The sequence below is a fragment of the Bradyrhizobium sp. genome, assembly GCF_049798375.1.
Lineage (GTDB): Bacteria > Pseudomonadota > Alphaproteobacteria > Rhizobiales > Xanthobacteraceae > Bradyrhizobium.
Window position 1 is genome coordinate 1 of the sequence record NZ_JBARGP010000177.1, and the last position, 20,389, is coordinate 20,389.

17 protein-coding genes are annotated in these 20,389 nt (G+C 65.7%); 10 read left to right on the forward strand and 7 right to left on the reverse strand.

The window, feature by feature from the left end:
* Positions 1 to 152: 152 nt before the first annotated feature.
* Positions 153 to 1,511: an MFS transporter gene (locus WA702_RS07380; protein WP_425109873.1), complete on the reverse strand. Its 1,359-nt coding sequence runs from the start codon at positions 1,509 to 1,511 to the stop codon at positions 153 to 155.
* A gap of 297 nt (positions 1,512 to 1,808) precedes the next feature.
* On the opposite strand from WA702_RS07380, the gene WA702_RS07385 reads away from it, so the two are divergent.
* Positions 1,809 to 2,834: a histone deacetylase family protein gene (locus tag WA702_RS07385; protein ID WP_425109874.1), complete on the forward strand. Its 1,026-nt coding sequence runs from the start codon at positions 1,809 to 1,811 to the stop codon at positions 2,832 to 2,834.
* A 138-nt stretch (positions 2,835 to 2,972) separates the two neighbouring features.
* On the opposite strand, the gene WA702_RS07390 is transcribed toward WA702_RS07385, so the two are convergent.
* The 3 genes from WA702_RS07390 to glk form a co-directional block, all read right to left on the reverse strand.
* A complete protein-coding gene (locus WA702_RS07390; RefSeq protein WP_425109875.1) occupies positions 2,973 to 4,508 on the reverse strand; it encodes a Do family serine endopeptidase in 1,536 nt (511 codons plus the stop codon).
* A 258-nt stretch (positions 4,509 to 4,766) separates the two neighbouring features.
* Positions 4,767 to 5,501, reverse strand: a complete 735-nt coding sequence (locus WA702_RS07395; protein ID WP_425109876.1) for an SDR family NAD(P)-dependent oxidoreductase — start codon at positions 5,499 to 5,501, stop codon at positions 4,767 to 4,769.
* 42 nt (positions 5,502 to 5,543) lie between these two features.
* Entirely contained in the window at positions 5,544 to 6,539 is a 996-nt protein-coding gene (gene glk / locus WA702_RS07400; protein ID WP_425109877.1) for a glucokinase, read from the reverse strand.
* A gap of 327 nt (positions 6,540 to 6,866) precedes the next feature.
* Here glk and WA702_RS07405 point away from each other — a divergent pair, with 327 nt between their 5' ends.
* From WA702_RS07405 to WA702_RS07425, 5 genes are read left to right on the forward strand one after another with little or no spacing between them, the layout of a single operon-like run.
* The gene (locus WA702_RS07405; RefSeq protein ID WP_425109878.1) at positions 6,867 to 7,817 is read left to right on the forward strand and encodes an ABC transporter permease; all 951 of its coding nucleotides are present in this window, start codon (positions 6,867 to 6,869) and stop codon (positions 7,815 to 7,817) included.
* Complete coding sequence (locus tag WA702_RS07410) at positions 7,814 to 8,698, forward strand: ABC transporter permease (protein WP_425109879.1); 885 nt, start codon at positions 7,814 to 7,816, stop codon at positions 8,696 to 8,698. Before WA702_RS07405 ends, WA702_RS07410 begins: the two co-directional genes overlap by 4 nt.
* A gap of 2 nt (positions 8,699 to 8,700) precedes the next feature.
* Entirely contained in the window at positions 8,701 to 9,714 is a 1,014-nt protein-coding gene (locus tag WA702_RS07415; RefSeq protein ID WP_425109880.1) for an ABC transporter ATP-binding protein, read from the forward strand.
* A gap of 14 nt (positions 9,715 to 9,728) precedes the next feature.
* Complete coding sequence (locus tag WA702_RS07420; protein ID WP_425109889.1) at positions 9,729 to 10,763, forward strand: ABC transporter ATP-binding protein; 1,035 nt, start codon at positions 9,729 to 9,731, stop codon at positions 10,761 to 10,763.
* A 30-nt stretch (positions 10,764 to 10,793) separates the two neighbouring features.
* Entirely contained in the window at positions 10,794 to 12,290 is a 1,497-nt protein-coding gene (locus WA702_RS07425; RefSeq protein WP_425109881.1) for an ABC transporter substrate-binding protein, read from the forward strand.
* A gap of 20 nt (positions 12,291 to 12,310) precedes the next feature.
* Here the strand turns inward: WA702_RS07425 and WA702_RS07430 are convergent, their stop codons facing one another.
* From WA702_RS07430 to WA702_RS07440, 3 genes are all read right to left on the reverse strand, one after another.
* On the reverse strand, positions 12,311 to 13,132 hold the full coding sequence (locus tag WA702_RS07430) for a sugar phosphate isomerase/epimerase family protein (RefSeq protein WP_425109882.1): 822 nt from the start codon (positions 13,130 to 13,132) through the stop codon (positions 12,311 to 12,313).
* An 85-nt stretch (positions 13,133 to 13,217) separates the two neighbouring features.
* A complete protein-coding gene (locus tag WA702_RS07435) occupies positions 13,218 to 14,072 on the reverse strand; it encodes an NAD(P)-dependent oxidoreductase (RefSeq protein WP_425109883.1) in 855 nt (284 codons plus the stop codon).
* 91 nt (positions 14,073 to 14,163) lie between these two features.
* Entirely contained in the window at positions 14,164 to 15,087 is a 924-nt protein-coding gene (locus WA702_RS07440) for a LysR family transcriptional regulator (protein WP_425109884.1), read from the reverse strand.
* A gap of 157 nt (positions 15,088 to 15,244) precedes the next feature.
* On the opposite strand from WA702_RS07440, the gene WA702_RS07445 reads away from it, so the two are divergent.
* Genes WA702_RS07445 through fba form a run of 4 tightly spaced genes read left to right on the forward strand, consistent with a single transcriptional unit; the run spans position 15,245 to position 20,324 of the window.
* A complete protein-coding gene (locus WA702_RS07445) occupies positions 15,245 to 16,294 on the forward strand; it encodes a class 1 fructose-bisphosphatase (RefSeq protein WP_425109885.1) in 1,050 nt (349 codons plus the stop codon).
* 21 nt (positions 16,295 to 16,315) lie between these two features.
* The gene (locus WA702_RS07450) at positions 16,316 to 17,191 is read left to right on the forward strand and encodes a phosphoribulokinase (protein WP_425109886.1); all 876 of its coding nucleotides are present in this window, start codon (positions 16,316 to 16,318) and stop codon (positions 17,189 to 17,191) included.
* Complete coding sequence (gene tkt / locus WA702_RS07455; protein ID WP_425109887.1) at positions 17,188 to 19,215, forward strand: transketolase; 2,028 nt, start codon at positions 17,188 to 17,190, stop codon at positions 19,213 to 19,215. Before WA702_RS07450 ends, tkt begins: the two co-directional genes overlap by 4 nt.
* Positions 19,216 to 19,241: 26 nt before the next feature.
* Positions 19,242 to 20,324: a class II fructose-bisphosphate aldolase gene (gene fba, locus WA702_RS07460; protein ID WP_425109888.1), complete on the forward strand. Its 1,083-nt coding sequence runs from the start codon at positions 19,242 to 19,244 to the stop codon at positions 20,322 to 20,324.
* Positions 20,325 to 20,389: the final 65 nt, after the last annotated feature.

Consider the following 20,389-nt stretch of genomic DNA (forward strand, 5'->3'; position numbering starts at 1 on the left):
ATCCAGTACGCCGCGGCTTCCCGGCGAATCACGACCGCCGCGGAGTACTGGATCGCCCGCCTGCGCGGACGATGACAGCGGTGGGTGGGCGCAAAAAAAAACGGCGGCCAGTGGCCGCCGTCAAGTCGAGCACGATTGTGGTGCTCAGGAGGTCAGTTGAATACTTCGGGTGTCGCGTTGGCGGTTCGCAACTGCACCCGCTCGATCTTGCCGACGATGAAGAGGTAGGCGATCGCGGCCACCAGCGCGTTGAGGCCGACGAAGATCAGCGCGCCGTTGAACGAGCCGGTGCCACCGACGATGTAGCCGATCACGATCGGGGTGGAGATGCTCGAGAGGTTGCCGAACATGTTGAACAGGCCGCCGGAGACGCCGCCGGCCTCCTTCGGCGAGGTGTCGGAGACGACGGCCCAGCCGAGCGCGCCGATGCCCTTGCCGAAGAAGGCGACCGCCATGAAGCCGACGATCAAGGCTTGGCTATCGACGTAGTTGCAGCCGATGATCGCCATCGACAACAGCATGCCGCCGACGATCGGCGTCTTGCGCGCCAGGGTCAGCGAGCCGGTCTTGCGCAGGATCGCGTCCGAGATGAAGCCGCCGAGCACGCCGCCGATGAAGCCGCACAGTGCGGGCACGGTGGCGACGAAGCCAGCCTGCAGGATCGAGAGCCCGCGCTGCTTGACCAGATAGATCGGAAACCAAGTCAGGAAGAAGTAGGTCAGCGTGTTGATGCAGTACTGGCCAAGATAGACGCCAAGCATCATGCGGTTCTGCAGCAACTGGCCGATATACGACCATTTCGGGCCGCTCGAAGCCTGCGCGGCGTTGCTGCCGGCGATGTCGACTAGCGCGCCGCCCTCGCGGATATAGTCGAGCTCGGCTTCGTTGACCGCCGGATGCTCCTTCGGATCGTACATGGTCTTGATCCAGAGCACGCCCATGCCCAGGCCGAGCGCGCCCATCACCGTGAAGACGTGGCGCCAGCCGAATTCATGCGCGATCCAGCCCATCTGCGGCGCGAAGATCACGGTGGCGAAATACTGTCCGGAATTGAAGAACGCCGAGGCGGTGCCGCGCTCGTTGCTCGGGAACCAGGCGGCCACGACGCGCGCGTTGGCCGGGAATGACGGCGCCTCGGCGAAACCGACCATCAGCCGCAGCGCGAACAGCGTTGCCACCGCGAGACCGCCGCTCAGGAAGCCGACCCAGCCCTGCATCATCGTGAACACCGACCAGATCAGGATGCTGACGGCATAGACCCAGCGCGAGCCGAAGCGATCGAGCAGCCAGCCGCCCGGCACCTGCGCGACCACATAGGACCAGCCGAACGCCGAGAGCACGTAGCCGAGGGCGACCGGATCAAGACCGAGTTCCTTGGAGAGCGCGGGGCCCGCGATCGAGAGCGTGGCGCGATCGGCATAGTTCACAGTGGTGACCAGAAACAGCATGGTCACGATGAAAAGGCGGACGCGCGTTCGACGCACCTCGGCCACAGACGCAATTGTGCTCATCGGCACAGTTCTCCTGAAACGTTCCTCGAGAACCTTCCTAGAGAGATGTCAGGGAGGGGTCTAAGCCGAAACCGGTATCGATCAATACAAATTTTGGATTGATCGGGTTTCGTAGCCGGCGTCAACGGTATCGCGCTGGCATGTTCAGCCCGGATGGGCTGCTCGCACCGCGCGAGACGCCTCGCTTCGTGTCGGCGTGGAAGGCGGTCATGGATGTATTAAGCGTCAGGCGCTCCGCGCTTGTGCTTCGTGGTCGCGCATGCACAATTCGGCGGGGATCGAACAGGAGCAATTCGCGTGAAGGCCGTCCATACCGAGCTGCATCGTAACCACGATCCGCAATTCTATCTGGTGCGCGGCGTCGTCAAGCGCACGACCGAGCAGCCGGAGCGCGCCGATCGCCTGCTGGCGGGATTGAAGGCCGGTAAGCATGAATTGGTAGCGCCGACCGCGTTCGGGCAGGGCCCGCGGGCGCGGGTGCACAGCCCGGAATATCTCAACTTCCTCGAAGAGGCCTGGGAGGCTTGGGCGGCGCTGCCTGACGCCGGCTCCGAGATGATCCCGAACATGCATCCAGTGCGCAACGAAGCGACCTATCCGACCCATATCGTCGGCCGGCTCGGCTGGCACACGACCGACACGTCGGCGCCGATTGGTCCGGGCACCTGGGCGGGCGCCTGCGCCGCGACCGATGTCGCTGTGACGGCGGCGCAGATGGCGCTGGACGGCGAGGATGCGGTCTATGCGCTGTGTCGGCCGCCCGGGCATCACGCCTATCGCGATCTCGCCTCCGGTTTTTGCTTCATGAACAATTCAGCCATCGCGGCGGCGCATTTGCGCCAGCGCCATGAGCGCGTCGCGATCCTCGACGTCGACGTCCATCACGGTAACGGCACCCAGGGCATCTTCTACGAACGGCCCGACGTGCTGACGGTGTCGATCCACGCCGATCCCGTGTCCTACTATCCCTTCGTCTGGGGCCATGCGCACGAGCGCGGGCAGGGCGCGGGGCTGGGCGCCAATCTCAACATCCCGCTGCCGCTGAAGACCGGCGACGATGCCTACATCACAGCGCTGGAGACCGCGGCCAGGATGATCCACGCCTTCGCGCCGACAGCGCTGGTGGTGGCGCTCGGCCTCGATGCCTCCGAGCACGATCCGCTCGCCGGCCTCGCCGTCACCACGCCAGGCTTCCGCCGCATCGGCGCCGCGCTGGCGCAATTGGGCTTGCCGACCGTGCTGGTGCAGGAAGGCGGCTATCTCTCGGATATTCTGGGGCAGAACCTCACGGCGGTGTTGGCGGGGTTCGAGGAGGCGAGATGATCGTCAGCAGCACGTCATTCCGGGGCGATGCGGAAGCATCGAACCCGGAATCTCGATATATAATGAGTTGAGCAAGGCAATCTCGAGATTCCGGGTTCAAGGCCTTTCGGCCTTGCCCCGGAATGACGAGGAGAGAGCTTAGCCGATCGGCACCGCCACATAGTGCGTGTTGTTGGCGGACTTGACCCGCATCAGCACGTCGTGCTTGCCGCCGGACTTGGCATCCGACAAGGCGCTGCGCAGTTCGGAGACGCTGCCGACGCTCTGGCCCGCGACATCGAGGATGACGTCGCCCGATTGCAGGCCGTGCTCGGCGGCAGGGCCTTCGGGGTCGACGCCGGTGATCACGACGCCCTTGGCTCCGGCGCCTGCGACCTCGCTGGCCGGTGCCACCGAAAGGCCGAGATGCGGCACGCCGGGCACCGAGCCGTTGTCCTCGCTACCGGTGTCGGCATTGGCCTGCTTCTGATGCTCGCCCGGCATCGTCGCCAGGGTCACGGTGATGGTCTTCTGCTCACCCTTGCGCAGGATATCGAGCTTGGCGCTGCTGCCGGGGCCCATCCCGGAAATCTCGCGCGCCAGGGCGCGGGAATCCTTGATCGTATTGCCATTGACGGCCGTGATCACGTCGCCTGCCTGGATACCGGCTTTGGCCGCCGGTGTGTCGGGCTTGGCCTCGTCGACCAGTGCGCCTGACGCGTTCTTCAACCCGAGGCTCTCGGCGATGCCGGCCGAGACCGGCTGCACCTGCACGCCGAGCCAGCCGCGCGTCACCACGCCCTTGTCCTTGAGCTGCGCGATCACGTTCTTGACTGTCGCGGCGGGGATGTCGAAGCCGATGCCGATCGAGCCGCCCGATGGCGAGTAGATCGCGGTGTTGACGCCGACCACGTTGCCGTTGGTGTCGAACGTCGGGCCGCCGGAGTTACCCTTGTTGATCGGTGCGTCGATCTGCAGGTAGTTGTCATAAGGTCCGGACCCGATGTCGCGGCCTTCGGCGGAAATGATGCCGGCGGTGACGGTGCCACCAAGGCCGTAGGGATTGCCGACCGCAACCACCCAGTCGCCGATCCGCGGCCGCTGCGTCTCTAGATTGACGAAGGTGAAGTCGCTTCCGCCCTCGACCTTGATCAGCGCGAGATCGGTCTTCGGGTCTGTGCCGATCACCTTGGCGGTGTAGGTCTTGCCGTCATCGGTCGTGACCTGTACGGTCTTGGCGTGGTCGACGACGTGATTGTTGGTAACCGCATAGCCGTCGGCGGAAATGAAGAAGCCGGAGCCGACGCCGGTAATGAGCTGATGGCGCTGGTGCTGCATCTGCTGACCGTTGCCCTCACCAAATTGTTGGAAGAAGCGCTCGAACGGCGTGCCTCGGAAGTCGTTCGGCATGTCTTCGTTCTCGCCGTTGCGGCTCAGCATGCTGACGTCGGGCGTTTCGTCGAGCTGCACGCGTACCGAGATGACGGCGGGTTTCACCTTGCTGACCAGATCCGCAAAGCCGTTCGGACCCTGCTGCGTCGTCTGCGACGTCGTTGCGGCATGCGCGCTCTCAGTAAAATGTCCGTAGCCCATCGGACCAAAGGCAAGCGCTGAGCCGAGAACCGCAACGGAACCGAGCAGCGCAAGGCGCCGGCCAGCGAAGAACTTGCGGTGTTGTCCATGTGAACCTGTCATGATCGTAATCTCCAGGAAGGAAAGGATGTCGAGCCCTTCAGGCTTCGATAGAGATCTAACGATCGACCCATTACGACACGCTGGCCGTTGCATTAATTTGTCCTGTCGAACAGATTAAATCGCGGCAAGCTAATCGTGTACGCGGCGCTCCCGCTTCGCACGCCCCGGAATTGTTCATTGCGAGCGAAGCGAAGCAATCATACGAATATTCTGGACTGCTTCGCGGCCTTTGGCTTCTCGCAATGAAGGCTTATGACCTCAATTGAACGCCATGCCGCCGCTGAGCGCGATGGTCTGGCCGGTCATGTAGGGATTGTCGACCAACAGCATCACGGCCTTGGCGACCTCGTCGGCGGTGCCGAAGCGGCCGAGCGGAATGCGGCTGACGAGATTCGGCTGGCCCTTCATCATGTCGGTCTCGATCAAGGACGGCGCGACTGCATTGACTGTGATGCCCTCCTTGACCAGCCGTGCCGCGTAGCCGCGCGTCAATCCCTCCATGCCGGCCTTTGACGCATTGTAGTGCGGGCCGATCGAACCCGCGCCGCGGGCGGCGCCCGAGGAGATGTTGACGATGCGTCCCCATTTGCGCATGCGCATCGATGGCAGCACGGCCTGGGTGCAGAGGAAGGCCGATTTCAAATTGACCAGGATGGTGCGGTCGAAATCGGCCTCGGTGAGATCGTCGACGCCGCGGGTGATGGCGACGCCCGCATTGTTGACGAGCAGATCGATCGGACCGAGCTCCGCTGTGACCGCGGCGACCATTTTCGCGACCGCATCGCCGTCGGACACATCGGCCTGCAACGGCGTCGCGCTCACGCCCTTGGTCCGCAACTCGGCCGCGAGCTTTTTGGCTGCATCAGCCCGCTCGCGATAATTGATCGCGACGTCAGCGCCGGCGTCGGCCAGCGCACGGCAGATCGCCGCGCCAATGCCGCGCGAGCCGCCGGTGACGAGGGCCGTGCGGCCACGAAGTGAGGATTGAGACATCATGCGCTCCGATCTGTTGGTGACGATGACGTATCGGATCAATCAGGTCGCGAGCTCGTTGGCCGGCAAGCGGCCGCCGGCGGCCGCGTCGGCCTCGAAGAAGGATTTCAGGCCGAGGAAGCTGATATCCGGCTTGGTGACGATATAGGCCGGGATCGGGCGCAAATATGCGTCGTAGCGGCCCTTGCTCTCGAACTGCTTGCGGAAAGCGGATCGGGCGACGCGCTCGGGAAAACGCGGCGGAATGCCGCCGGCGATGAAGACGCCGCCGCGGGCGCAGAAGGTCAGCGCGAGATTGCCGGCGACGGCGCCTAGCCAGGTACAGAACTGATCGAGCGTGGCGCTGCTGGTCGCGCAGCTACCGTCGAGCGCCAACTGCGTGATCGCAGCCGCGTCGCGCTGCGCCACTGCGGCTCCGTCGAGCGCGGCGATGGCGCGATAGAGATGCTCCAGGCCCATGCCGGACAGCGCCCCGCGCTCGATCGAGACATGGCCGAGCTGCTCGCGGATCTTGGCCACGATCTGCGCCTCGCGCTCGGTCGTGACCGGCAAGGTGGCATGGCCGGCCTCGGTGACGGCGACCGCCGGGCGGCCCTCATTGGGCAGGTAGCAGGCGGCGCCAAAGCCGGTGCCCGGGCCGATCACCAGCATCGGGGCGCCGGCGACGCCTTGCGTGCCGCCGAGCGGAAAAAGATCGGCGTGCTGCAGCGCCGGCAGCGACCAGCCGACCGCCTCGAAATCGTTCAGCAGCTTTGCCGAGCGCAAGTTGAAGCGCGACTTCAATTCCGCGCCGTCGATGATCCAATGGCTGTTGGTGAGTGCGCAACGATTGTTCTCGATCGGTCCGGCTACGTCCATCACGGCGGCGGCGGCAGGGCCGCCGGCCTCATGGCGCGACAGGAAGGTCGCCACCGCATCGACCGAGCTCGGAAAATCCGCGACCTTGAGATGCGTGATCGCTCCGATCACGCCGTCGTCCAGCAGCGCGAACCGCGCATTGGTGCCGCCGATATCTGCCAGAAGAACGCGCTCGCCCATCCCTCAGCCGCTTCCATCCGGTTGGCGCGCCGCTGGGAACCCGATCCCGCCGGCCGCTATCATGCCCGCTTATCACCGCACCTCAGCTTTGGGAATGCGGCGCCAGCAGGACGTGGTCGGTAGAGACAATGCCGAAGCGCGGCGAACGGTCCGGCGAGGCGCAAAATAATCCACCGCTCGCGAAGCGGCATCGCCGTCCCGGCGACCCCATTCCGGGCCGCGCGTCCGGCGCGTGGCGATCCGCACGCGCGGGGCTTGCATCCAGCCGTGAACCTGTGGAACGTGCGGCCGCGACGGAGGAGACCAAAAACTGAGACAAGAGCCTCGATGAGCGTATTCGTCCTGCGGCGATTCCTGACCCTGGTGGCGACACTGGTCGGGGCGTCCGTGATCATTTTCCTGGTGCTCGATGCTTTGCCGGGCAACGCGGCCGAGACGCTGATGGGGGCCGACGCCTCGCCGGACGCGATCCGCGCGCTCACGGTCAAGCTCGGGCTCGACCAGCCGCTGCTCTATCGTTACGCGCACTGGATCGGGGGCATGCTGGTCGGCGATCTCGGCAACAGCTACGCCTATGGCGCGTCGGTCGCCGGCCTGATCGCCGAACGGCTGGCACTAACGATCCCGCTCGCGATCATGTCGATGGCGATCACGGTGGTGCTGGCGCTCGCGGCCGGGATCTACACAGCGGCCAACCACAACAAGCTCGGCGATGTCGGCGTGATGTCGCTGACCCAGATCGGCATCGCGTTGCCGAATTTCTGGTTCGCCATCCTGCTGATCCTGCTGTTTGCGGTGAAGCTGCAATGGCTTTCGGCCGGCGGCTTTGCCGGCTGGGACGACGGCATCTGGCTGGGTGTAAAATCGCTGCTGCTGCCCGCCATCTCGCTGGCGGTGGTGCAGGCCGCGATCCTGGCCCGGGTGACGCGTTCGGCCGTGCTCGAGGTGCTGCGCGAGGATTTCGTCCGCACCGCCCGCGCGAAGGGCCTGAGCCGGCGCGAGGTGCTGTGGCAGCACGTGCTGCGCAATGCCATGATCCCGGTCATGACGGTGATGGGCCTGCAATTCGCCAATCTCCTGGCCGGCACCATCGTGATCGAGAACGTGTTCTATCTGCCCGGGCTCGGCCGGCTGATCTTCCAGTCCATCGCCAATCGCGACCTGATCGTGGTGCGCAACTGCGTCATGCTGCTCGCAGGCATGGTGATCGTGGTCAATTTCGTGGTCGACGTGCTCTATGCCGCCATCGACCCGCGCATCAAGGTGCACGAGCTGTGAGCGCGTCGTCGACGATTCCGCTGGCACCGGCCACGTCTATCCGCGCCAACAGCTTCTGGCGCCGTGCGCTGCGGCACCGCAGCTTCGTGCTCGGCACCGTGCTGTGCCTGCTGGTGCTCGGGGCTGCGTTGCTGTCGCTGGTGTGGACGCCATGGTCGGCCTATGACATCGACGTCCTCTCCAAGCTGAAGCCGCCGTCGGCGTCGCATTGGCTCGGCACCGACGTGTTCGGGCGTGACATCGTCTCGCTGCTGCTGGTCGGCGCCCGCGCCACTATCCTGGTCGGAATCATCGCGGTCGGGATTGGCCTCAGCTTCGGCGTGTCTCTCGGGCTAACAGCGGCCGCGCGCCGCGGCTGGACCGAGGAGCTCATCATGCGCATGAGCGATTTCACCTTCGCCTTTCCTGCCGTTCTATCGGCGATCATGCTCGCTGCCGTGTTCGGGCCGGGCATGGTGACCTCGATCACCGCGATCGGCATCTTCCAGATCCCGGTGTTCGTGCGGGTCGTCAGAGGCTCGGCCGGCGCGATCTGGGCGCGCGAATTCGTGCTGGCCGCGCGCGCCTGCGGCAAGGGCCGTTTCCGCATCACCGTCGAGCACGTGCTGCCCAACGTCATGTCGGTGTTGATCGTGCAGGCGACCATCCAGTTCGCGCTCGCGATTCTCGCCGAGGCCGCCTTGTCCTACCTCGGGCTCGGCACCCAGCCGCCGACGCCGTCCTGGGGCCGCATGCTGAACGAGGCGCAGAGCCTGCTGTTTCAGGCGCCGATGCTCGCGGTCTATCCGGGCATGGCGATCGCGATCGCCGTGCTCGGCCTCAATCTGCTCGGCGATGGATTGCGCGACCTGCTCGATCCGCGGCTTTCGCGGGAGCGCTGAGCATGAGCAAATCGAACGATACGCCGCTGATCGCGGTCGAAGGCCTCGGCATCTCGCTCAACACCAGCCGCGGCCGCGCGCAGGCGGTGCGCGAGGTGTCGTTCGCGCTCAGGCGCGGCGAGACGCTCGGACTAGTCGGCGAATCCGGCTGCGGCAAGTCCATCACGGCGCTGGCGCTGATGGGGCTGCTGCCGGACAGCGCCATCGTCTCCGGCAGCGTCCGGCTCGACGGCGGCGAACTCGTCGGCCTCACCGAACCAGACTATTGCCGGCTGCGCGGCAACCGCATCAGCATGATCTTCCAGGAGCCGATGACCGCGCTCAATCCGATGCATACGATCGGGCGGCAGGTGGCCGAGCCGCTGCGCCGGCACAAGAAGCTCTCTGCTGCGGAGGCGCGCAGAGAGGCGATCGCGCTGCTCGATCGCGTCGGGCTGCCGGATGCGGCCAAACGTGTCGATGCCTATCCGCATCAGCTCTCCGGCGGCCAGCGCCAGCGCGTCACCATTGCGATGGCGCTCGCCTGCCAGCCCGACGTGCTGATCGCCGACGAGCCGACCACTGCGCTGGACGTCACGATCCAGCGCCAGATTCTCGACCTCATTGCCGATCTCGTCGAAGAGCGCGGCATGGCGATGATCCTGATCAGCCACGATCTGGGCGTCATCGCCGAGAATGTGCAGCGCATGATGGTGATGTATGGCGGCACCGTGGTCGAGCGCGGCACCACCGCGCAGGTGTTCTCGCGGATGGGCCATCCCTACACGCAAGGGCTGTTTCGCGCCCGGCCGCGGCTCGGCGCCGGGAAGGGTACGCGGCTCACGACCATCGCTGGCACCGTGCCTGAACTCGCCGATCTGCCGAAGGGCTGCACCTTCGCCGACCGTTGCTCGTTCGTGATCGAACGCTGCCGCGCGGCGCTGCCGGTCGCGATCGACGTCGGCGGCGATCATCGCGTGCGCTGCATTCGCACCGATGTCTCGATGGCGGGCGCTGTCGCGGAGGCCGGCGCATGAACGATGCGGCGCACATGCCTGAGGTCCCGCTACTCAAGGTCAAGGATCTGGTGCGGCGATATAAGCTGCCGCGCGAAAGCCTGCTGCGCGCGCCGGGGGAAGTGCTGGCGCTGAACGGCGTCTCGGTGCGGGTGATGGCTGGACGCAGCTTGGGAGTGGTCGGCGAATCCGGCTCGGGCAAGTCGACTTTCGCGCGCCTGGTGATGGCGCTGGAGCGGCCGACCTCCGGCTCGGTGCTGCTGTCGGGCCGCGATCTCAACGCGATGCCCGCCGATGAGCTGCGCTGTGCGCGGCGCGACTTCCAGATGGTATTCCAGGATCCCTACGGCTCGCTCGATCCGCGCCAGACCATCGCGCGCATCGTCGCCGAGCCGCTGACCGCACTCGGCAAGCTCGATCGCGCCAGTTTGCGCGAGCGCGTCGCCGGCGTGCTGCGCCAGGTCGGCCTGCGTGATGCCGACATCGACAAATATCCGCACGAGTTCTCCGGCGGTCAGCGCCAGCGCATCGCGATCGCGCGCGCGCTGATCACCCAGCCGAAGCTGATCGTGGCCGATGAGCCGGTCAGCGCGCTCGATGTCTCGGTGCAAGCCCAGGTGCTCAATCTGCTGCAGGACCTACAGGAGCAGTTCGGCTTGAGCTACATCCTGATCAGCCACGATCTCGCGGTGGTGGACTATCTCTGTGACGAAATCGTAGTGATGTATCTCGGCCGCGTCGTCGAGCAGGGCAGCTCGGAAGACCTGTTCGCATGCGGTGCCCATCCCTACACGCGTGCGCTGCTGGACGCCGTGCCCCGCGCGAAAGCCGGCGCGGTCAGGCAGCGCCGCCAGGCTTTTGCGACGGCATCGCATTCCGCTGCGGGCAGTGGCTGTCCCTATGCGCCGCGCTGCCCGCTGGCGGATCAGCACTGCCGCGACGTCCCGCCGCGCTTGCACGAGATCGGACCGAACCATCTGGCCGCGTGCCACAAGGCCGAGGCCGTCATGGCGCTGCCGCCGCTCGCCGAGGCTGGTTCGGCCCTTGTGCCGGATCGACACGGCGCGTAACTTCGATAATTAGTCCGGGGGAGTGAAAGCATGCTGAAAAAACTATCGATCGTCACCATTGCCGCCGCGTTTGCGGCCAGCGCGCTGCCCGCGCAGGCGCAGAGCAAGAAGGACAGCGTCGTCATGGCGATGGCGCTGGAGCCGCCGGGACTCGATCCCACCACGGCGGCGGCGGCTGCGATTGCGGAAGTGACGCTTTACAACATCTACGAGACGCTGACCAAGATCAACCAGGACTCTTCGGTGTCGCCGCTGCTCGCCGCGAGCTGGCAGGCGTCGCCTGACCTGAAGACCTACTCCTTCAAGCTGGTCAAGGGCGTCAAATTTTCGAATGGCGAGCCGTTCGATTCCGCCGCCGTGAAATTCTCGTTCGATCGCGCCGCGGCGAAGGACAGCACCAACAAGGACAAGGCGCTGTTCCAGAGCTTCGAGTCCGTCGCGGCGCCCGATGCCGATACCGTCGTGATCGCGCTCAAGAACGCCGAGCCGAACCTGCCGTTCCTGCTGGGACAGGCGACGGCGGCGATCGTAGAGCCGAAGAGCGCGCCTGATGATGCGACCAAGCCGGTCGGCACCGGACCCTACACGCTCGGCGCCTGGTCGAAGGGCTCATCGATCACGTTGAACAAATGGCCGGAGTATCGCAACGCCGCTGCGATCAAGCTCGCCAAGGTGTCGATCCGCTTCATCTCGGATCCTTCCGCGCAGGTCGCTTCCTTGCTGTCGGGTGACGTCGATGCATTCCCGCGCGTCACCGCCGGCCGCAGCCTGGCGCAGTTCAAAGCCGATCCGCGCTTCAATGTGCTGATCGGCGGCTCCAAGGCGAAGACCATCGTCACCATCAACAACAAGAAGAAGCCGCTCGACGACGTCCGCGTCCGCCGCGCCATTTTGGCCGCGATCGATCGCAAGGCGATGATCGAGGGCGCCGCCGATGGTCTGGGCACGCCGATTGGCAGCTTCTACGTGCCGGGCTCGCTCGGCTATGTCGATACCACCGACATCAATCCCTACGATCCGGAGAAGGCGAAGAAGCTGCTGGCCGAAGCCGGCATCGCCACGCCGCTCGAGCTCAGCCTCAAGCTGCCGCCGCCGGGCTACGCGCGGCAGGGAGGCGAGGTGCTTGCCGCCGAGCTCGCCAAGGTCGGCATCGTCGCCAAGATCGAGAACCTGGAATGGGCGGCGTGGCTGTCGCAGGTCTTCAACGTCAGCGGCCCGCACAATTTCGACCTTACCATCGTCGCGCATGTCGAGCCGTTCGACCTGGTGAAGTTCACCGAGAGCAACTACTATTTCGGCTATCACTCCGATGCCTTCGACAAGCTCTACCAGTCGATCGTCGCGACGGCCGACGAAGCGCAGCGCGCCAAGTTGCTCGGCGACGCCCAGCGCATGCTGGCGACCGATGCCGCGGCCGGTTTCCTCTACCAGCCGCAATATATCAGCATCGCCAACAAGAAGCTGAAGGGCATGTGGAAAGACGTGCCACAGTTCGAGAACGACTTCTCGAGCTGGTCCTGGGAGTAAGCGACAAATTCCGGCTCACGTCACTCGGCGAGATCGAGTGACGTGAGATGCGCCGCGCCGGCGCGCACACAGGCGTGGTCGCGCAATTCCAGAATCAGGCGCGGACGGGAGGTCAATCGCGCCAGCGCCCGGAATACGGCCGCCCAGCGGATGTTGCCTTCGCCGGGTGCCCAGTGGCGGTCGGCGTAGCCGTCGGTGTCCTGCAGATGGACATGGGCCAGCATGTTGCCGGCCGCCTCGACATAGAAGTCGACCGGCGGCGCGCCGGTGGAGTGGTTCGCGTAGTTGGCGTGCCCGGTGTCGAGCGAGACCCGCACGTTTGTGCTGCCGAGCGCCTGGGCCAGCTCGACGCGATCATGCGGGTCCTTGTCCTCGATGTTCTCGATCACGACATCGCAGCCGATGTTTTCGGCGCGCACGATCACCTCGCGCAGCGTCGCACGGACGCGCTCGATCATGTTGCCGCGGGCATCCGCCACCATGTCGAGATTGTTGTGGTCCCAGGTCGTATAGGGCGAATGAATCACCATATGCGTGGCGCCGAGATGTTCGGCGATCTCCAGCCCCTGCAGCAGGCGCTTCGTCACCATGCCGCGGATCATCGGATCCTGGCTGTCGATCTTGAAACCCCAGAACGGCCCATGAATGCCGCGGCGGCCGGTGTGGCCGTCGAGCATGGCCTTGATCCTGTCCGCGGTCGCGCGCCAGTCGCCGTCGAGCATCTCCGGGTAAACGAAGTCCTGAATCTCGAGATCGCGCTGTCGCTCCAGCAGCCATTCGCGGTGCGCGGGGATGGAGTTGATGGTAAGGGCGGCGCCCAGGATGGGTAGGGTAGTAGACATGTCGTGATCTCTCAAGCTTGGGGAACGCTGAGCGCTAGCGAAGTTTGGTGACGGAGCGGTGAACGCGAGCGTAGCCGTGTGCCCGTCAGACGCGCCCTTCACCCGCCTGCCACAGCGCATCGAGCCCCGCGCGATAGGTCGGATAGGCGAGCGTCACCCCGAGATCATGCTTCATCCTGATATTCCGGACCCGCCGGTTGCTGGCATAAAAACTCCGCGCCATCGGCGACAACTCTGCGGTCTCGAACGGTTGCTCCGGCGGCGGCGCGATGCCCATCAACTCCGCCGCATAGGCGATCACGTCCTGAGGCGGCGCCGGCTCGTCGTCGCAGATGTTCCAGCTGCCGCCGCGGTCGCGTGCGATGGCGCCCATGATCGCGCGGGCGATGTCGTCGGCATGGATACGGTTGAATACCTGGCCGGGCTTGATGATACGACGTGCGCGGCCGCGGCGCAGCTCCAGCAGCGCGTTGCGGCCCGGCCCGTAGATGCCCGCTAGCCGCAATACCGCAAGTCGATCGCCGAGCAGTTCGCGCCAGCGTCGCTCGACATTGAGCCGCGCCATGGTGCGGTCGAGTTCGGACTGCGGTGCGGTGTCCTCGTCGATCCACCCCCCGCCGTGGTCGCCATAGACGCCGATCGTGGAGAGATACACCACGCGCCGCGCGGCACCATCAGCGATCGTCGCGCCGAAGGCATCGAGCACATCGTCTCCGTCGGGACCGGGAGGCGCCGAGATCAGGATGACGTCCGCCGCCGCGGTTTTCGCGAGCGTCGCGGGCGAGGCGGCGCTGCCATCGAACAGATCGATATCGAGCGGACCAAGCTGCGCGCGCTTCTCTGCACTGCGCACCGTGCCCGAGATATGGTTGAAAGCAGCGTTCTGGGTGGCGATCAGGCGACTGACCGTGTAGCCGACGCCAATGACGAAGAGATTCATGCGATCAGATCATTCCGTGCAGGCCGGCTTGCGGCCGCCGCTTCGTTGAGGTTTATCATCGGCATGATAGCACGCCGGGGCCCTGCGCGCCTCAGCCCGGCAGATAGCGCGCACCCTCCTTACCAAGGAACTCCAGCATCGCCTGCGCCGGCGGCAGCAGCACCTTGTCGGCGCGCCGGATCGCGTGCCACTGCCGGATCAGCGGCAGCCCCGGCACCCTGAGCGCAACCAGGCGGCGGTCGGCGAGCTCGTGGGAGACCGTGTGCTGCGAAATGAACGCGATGCCGAGGCCCGCGATCACTGCCTGCTTGATGGTTTCGTTGCTATCCATCTCCATGCCGATCGCGGGCTGCAGGTCGTTCTTCTGAAAGAAGCCCTGCATCAGCATGCGGGTGCCGGAGCCGACCTCGCGGGTGATGAAGACCTCGGACGCCAGCTCGCCGAGCGTAACTGGCCTCCGGCGGGCTGCCAACGGATGGTCTGACGCGGCGATGATGAGATGCGGATGCTTGCCGAGCAGCCGCATCTCGACCTGCAGATCCTCCGGCGGCCGGCCCATGATGGCGATATCGAGATCATAGCCGCGCAGCGCCTCGCGAATGGCCTCGCGATTGCCGATCCGAAGTGAGACGTCGATCTTGGGAAACCGCCGGGAGAAGGCGGCGATGGCAAAGGGAACGAAATATTTCGCCGTCGAAACCGCGCCGATCGAGACCCGACCGCCGCTGCGACCGGTAATCATGTCGAGCGTCTGCTCGCAATCGAGCAGCGCCGCCTCCACCCGCTCGGCCAGCGCCAACACGCTGCGGCCGGCGTCGGTCAGGACCATGCCGTCGCCGGTGCGCTGGATCAGCGGCAGCCCGGCCAGCTCCTGCAGATTGCGGATCTGCAGCGTCACCGCAGGCTGCGTCAGATGCAAGCGGCCGGCCGCCGAGGTCACCGATCCAGCTTCTTGGACGGCCGCGAGCGCGCGGAGCTGGCGGATGGTCAGGTCGCGCGAAAAACGCCGGGCCATCGGGTGTCCTCCCATATGTAAAACTTTGGCCAATCCAAAGATAAACAAATTTCACTAATTGAGCAATTCGCGCGTTGATGGGTGCAAGGGAAGCGGCGCCGATCGGACGCCGCGGCGTCAAGTCCTGACAACAGGACGACGGCGGAGGGAGCGGCTCATGGATCAGCGTCTGGACCAACGCCCGACATTGCACGTCCATCTCGCGGCATCGCCGTCCGCGCAGGAATCCGGTGCGGCCTGCGCCGCGATCGTCGCGGCGCTTGCAGGCGCGGCGCGCAGCCTCGCCGGCGTGATATCAGCCGGTCCGCTCGGTCCCGTAATGGAGGACGCCGGCAGCATCAATTCCGACGGCGATGTCCAGAAGGAGCTCGATCTCGTCGCCGACCAGATGATGCGCCGGGCGTTGCACAAGGTGCCGGTCGCGGGGCTACTGTCGGAGGAGGGCAAGTCGCCAGAGGTTGTCGACGCCGGCGCGCCGTTCTGTGTCGCCATCGATCCGCTCGACGGCTCGGCCAATCTGCAGAACAACATTTCGGTCGGCACCATCTTCTCGATCCGGCCGCGCGGGCGCGACGTCCTCTCCAGCTTCTTCGAGCCCGGTACCGCACAGTGCGCGGCCGGCTTCTTCATCTACGGCCCGCAGACCTGCCTGGTGCTCGCGCTCGACCGGCGCGTCGATCTGTTCGTGCTGCATCCGGCGACCGCCGAGTTCGTGCTGGCGCGGCGCGGCCTGCGCATCCCACAGGATACCGCGGAGTTCGCCATCAACGCCTCCAACCGCCGCCACTGGAACGGCGCGGTGCGCAACTACATGGACGAATGCCTGATGGGCGCCCCCGGTCCGCGCGGCGCCGACTTCAACATGCGCTGGATTGCGTCGCTGGTTGCCGAAGCCTATCGCATCCTGATGCGGGGCGGCCTGTTTCTCTATCCCGCCGATGCGCGCCCCGGCTATCGCGAGGGGCGGCTGCGGCTGGTCTATGAGGCACATCCGATGGCGCTGATCATGGAGTGGGCCGGTGGTGCCGCCTCCAACGGCCGCACGCGGATCCTCGAATTGTCCGCACGCTCACCGCACCAGCGCGCGCCCCTGATCATGGGCGATGCGCGCGCCGTGCGCGACTTCGACATGCTGAGCGAGGGCATCGAGCCGCTGTTCGAAAGCGGCGATGCGCCGCTGTTTGCCCGCCGCGGCCTGTTCCGTTGAACGCATCGAGAGCGAGGTCACATGTCGCGCCGTCATCCCATCATCTCCATCACTGGCTCCTCGGGCGCCGGCACTACCTCGGTGAAGAAGACGTTCGAGACCATCTTCCGCCGCGAGAACGTCAACGCCGCCTACATCGAAGGCGACGCCTTTCATCGCTACGACCGCGAGGAGATGCGCCGCAAGCTGGTCGAGGAGCAGGAACGCGGCAACAAGCATCTCAGCCATTTCAGCCCCGAGACCAATCTGTTCGAGGATCTGGAGCGGACGTTCCGCGACTATTCCGAGTCCGGCACCGGCATGACGCGCCACTACATCCATGACGAGGAGGAGGGACGGCTCTATGGCGGCCAGCCCGGCACCTTCACCGACTGGACGCGGCTGCCGGAGGAGTCGGATCTCTTGTTCTACGAGGGACTGCACGGTGCTGTCGTCACCGACAAGGTGAACATCGCCCAGCATGCCGACCTCAAGATCGGCGTCGTACCCGTCATCAACCTCGAATGGATCCAGAAGCTGCACCGCGACCGCGGCTCGCGCGGCTATTCGACCGAGGCGGTGACCGACACCATCCTGCGCCGGATGCCGGACTACGTGCACTACATCTGCCCGCAATTCACTGAGACCGACATCAACTTCCAGCGGGTGCCGACGGTCGATACCTCCAATCCGTTCATCGCACGCTGGATCCCGACGCCGGACGAATCGATGGTCGTGATCCGCATGAAGAATCCGCGCGGCATCGACTTCCCCTATCTGCTCTCGATGATCCCGCACAGCTTCATGTCGCGCGCCAATTCGATCGTGATCCATGGCGCCAAGCTCGATCTCGCCATGCAGCTCATCCTCACCCCGCTGATACTGCAAATGATGGAACGAAAGAGGCGCACGCTATGACTGCTATCGCCCTGCAAACGGTGGCTCCGACAATCGAGCCCAGCCACGCCGAGATGGCCAATGCTGTGCGCTTCCTCGCCATCGACGCGGTGGAGAAGGCGAAGTCGGGCCATCCCGGCATGCCGATGGGCATGGCCGATGTCGCCACCGTGCTGTATCGGCATTTCCTGAAGTTCGATCCCGCCGATCCCTGCTGGCCGGATCGCGACCGGTTCGTGCTGTCGGCCGGCCATGGCTCGATGCTGCTCTACGCGCTGCTGCATCTGACGGGCTACGAGGCCGTCACGCTCGATCAGCTGAAATCGTTCCGGCAATGGGGATCGAACACGCCGGGCCATCCGGAATACGGCCACACGCCGGGGGTCGAGACCACCACGGGTCCGCTCGGCCAGGGGCTTGCCACCGCCGTCGGCATGGCGCTGGCCGAGCGCATGATGAATGCGCGCTACGGCGACGGTCTGGTCGATCATTTTACATATGTGATATCAGGCGACGGCTGCCTGATGGAGGGCCTCAGCCACGAGGCGATCTCGCTCGCCGGTCATCTCAGGCTCAATCGCCTGATCGTGCTGTTCGACGACAACGGCATCTCGATCGACGGCACCACGCAGCTCGCCTGCTCGGACGATCAGCTCGCGCGCTTCGCGGCTTCCGGCTGGGCGACCTGCCGGATCGACGGGCATGATCCGGCTGCAATCGAGCAGGCGATTGCCGCCGCGCGCACCAGCTATCATCCGAGCCTGATCGCCTGCCGCACCACGATCGGCTTCGGCTCGCCGGGACGACAGGGCTCGGAGAAGGCGCACGGCGCGCCGCTGGGCGCGGAGGAGATCGCGAAGACGCGCGCGGCGCTCGATTGGCCACATCAGCCCTTCGAGATTCCCGCTGACGTGTCGACCGGCTGGCGCGCCATCGGCGCCCGCGGCCACGCTGCGCGCGAGGCCTGGAAAGAACGGGCGCGACGGCTCACCAGTGACGGCCGCTCGGCCTGCCATGACGCGCTGAACCGGAAGCTGCCTGCGGCTTATGCCGCGGCGATGGCGGCGGTGATCGCGCAGCTTGCGAAAGACGGCCCTGCGATCGCGACGCGGCAGGCCTCGCAGCGCGTGATCGATGCGATCGCGTTAGCGCTGCCGAACCTGCTTGGCGGCTCCGCCGACCTCACCCACTCGAACCTGACGAGAGCGAAGACGCAGACGCCCGTCATGCCTGACGCGATGGACGGCAACTACATCCATTACGGCGTGCGTGAGCACGCCATGGCCGCCGCGATGAACGGCATCGCGCTGCATGGCGGCTTCATTCCCTATGGCGGCACCTTCCTGGCGTTCGCGGATTATAGCCGCCCGGCGATCCGGCTGGCCGCGCTGATGGGCATCCGCGTCATCCATGTCATGACGCACGACTCGATCGGGCTCGGCGAGGACGGACCGACGCATCAGCCGGTCGAGCATCTCGCGTCGCTGCGCGCGATTCCGAATCTGCTGGTGTTTCGCCCGGCGGATGCGGTCGAGACCGCGGAAGCCTGGGACTGCGCGCTGCGCGCGGAGACGCAGCCCTCGGTGCTGTGCCTGTCGCGACAGGCACTGCCGGCCTTCCGCCGCGAAGCGTCGAAGGAAAATCGGGTCGGGCGCGGCGCCTATGTGGTGGCGGAGCCGGATGGCGGTCGCGATGTCACCTTGATCGCAACCGGTTCGGAGGTTGCGATTGTGCTCACCGCAGCGAAGCTGTTGGCCGCCGAGGGCGTGCGCGCCGCAGTGGTCTCGGCGCCATGCTTCGATCTGTTTCGTAAACAAGGCCCTGACTATCGCGCCGAGGTGCTGGGCAGCGCGCCGCGGATCGGCGTCGACGCCGCCATCGAAGGCGACTGGGCGCGCTGGCTTGGCGAGGACGGCGAGTTCGTCGGCATGACCGGCTTCGGCGCGTCGGCGCCGGCCGAGGTGCTCTACCGCGAATTCGGCATCACGCCGGCGGCGGTCGCCGATGCTGCGATGCGCGGCATCATTCGCGCGCGTGCATCGTAGCGCTACAACAAACAGGAGACAGAGCGATGGCACGGATCACCTTGAGGCAATTGCTGGACCATGCCGCCGAGCGCGGCTACGGCGTGCCGGCTTTCAACATCAACAATATGGAACAGGGGCTCGCGGTCATGGAGGCGGCGGCCGCGGTCGATGCCCCCGTCATCATCCAGGCCTCGCGCGGCGCACGCGCCTATGCCGGCGACATCATGCTGGCGAAGATGATCGACGCGCTGGAGGAGATGTACCCGCAGATCCCGCTCTGCCTGCATCAGGACCACGGTAATGATGAGGCGACCTGCGCCACCGCAATCCGGCACGGCTTCACCTCCGTGATGATGGACGGCTCGCTCGAGGCCGATGCCAAGACCGCGGCCGACTACGACTACAATGTCGATATCACCCGCCGCGTGGTGGAGATGGCGCATTGGGTCGGGGCATCAGTGGAAGGCGAGCTCGGCGTGCTCGGCTCGCTCGAGCATGGCGGCGGCGAGCAGGAGGATGGTCACGGCGTCGAAGGCGAGGTCAGCCACGACCAGCTGCTGACCGATCCGGCGCAGGCGGTCGATTTCGTCCGCGCTACCAAGGTGGATGCGCTCGCGGTCGCGATGGGCACCTCGCATGGCGCCTACAAATTCTCGCGCCAGCCCGATGGCGCCATCCTGGCAATGCATGTGATCGAGGAGATCCATCTCCGCCTGCCGAATACGCATCTGGTCATGCACGGCTCGTCCTCGGTGCCGCAGCCGCTGCAGGACATGTTCAATGCCTTCGGCGGCGAGATGCCGCAGACCTGGGGCGTGCCGGTCGATGAGATCGTGCGCGGCATCAGGCATGGCGTGCGCAAGGTCAATATCGACACCGATTGCCGGCTGGCGATGGCGGCGGCGTTCCGCAAGGTCGCGACGCAAACCAGGACCGAGTTCGATCCGCGCAAATTCCTGAAGCCCGCGATGGACGAGCTTCGCGCGCTCTGCCGCGACCGCTTCGAACAGTTCGGCACCGCCGGCAACGCGTCGCGTATCAAGGTCATGCCGCTCGCCGAGATGGCACGGCGTTATCGCACCGGCGCGCTCGATCCGCAGATCGGCGCAATGACGGCAGCCGCGTGACTGGCTGCAAACCTCTCCCCGCCTGCGGGGAGAGGTCGGATTGCGAAGCAATCCGGGTGAGGGGG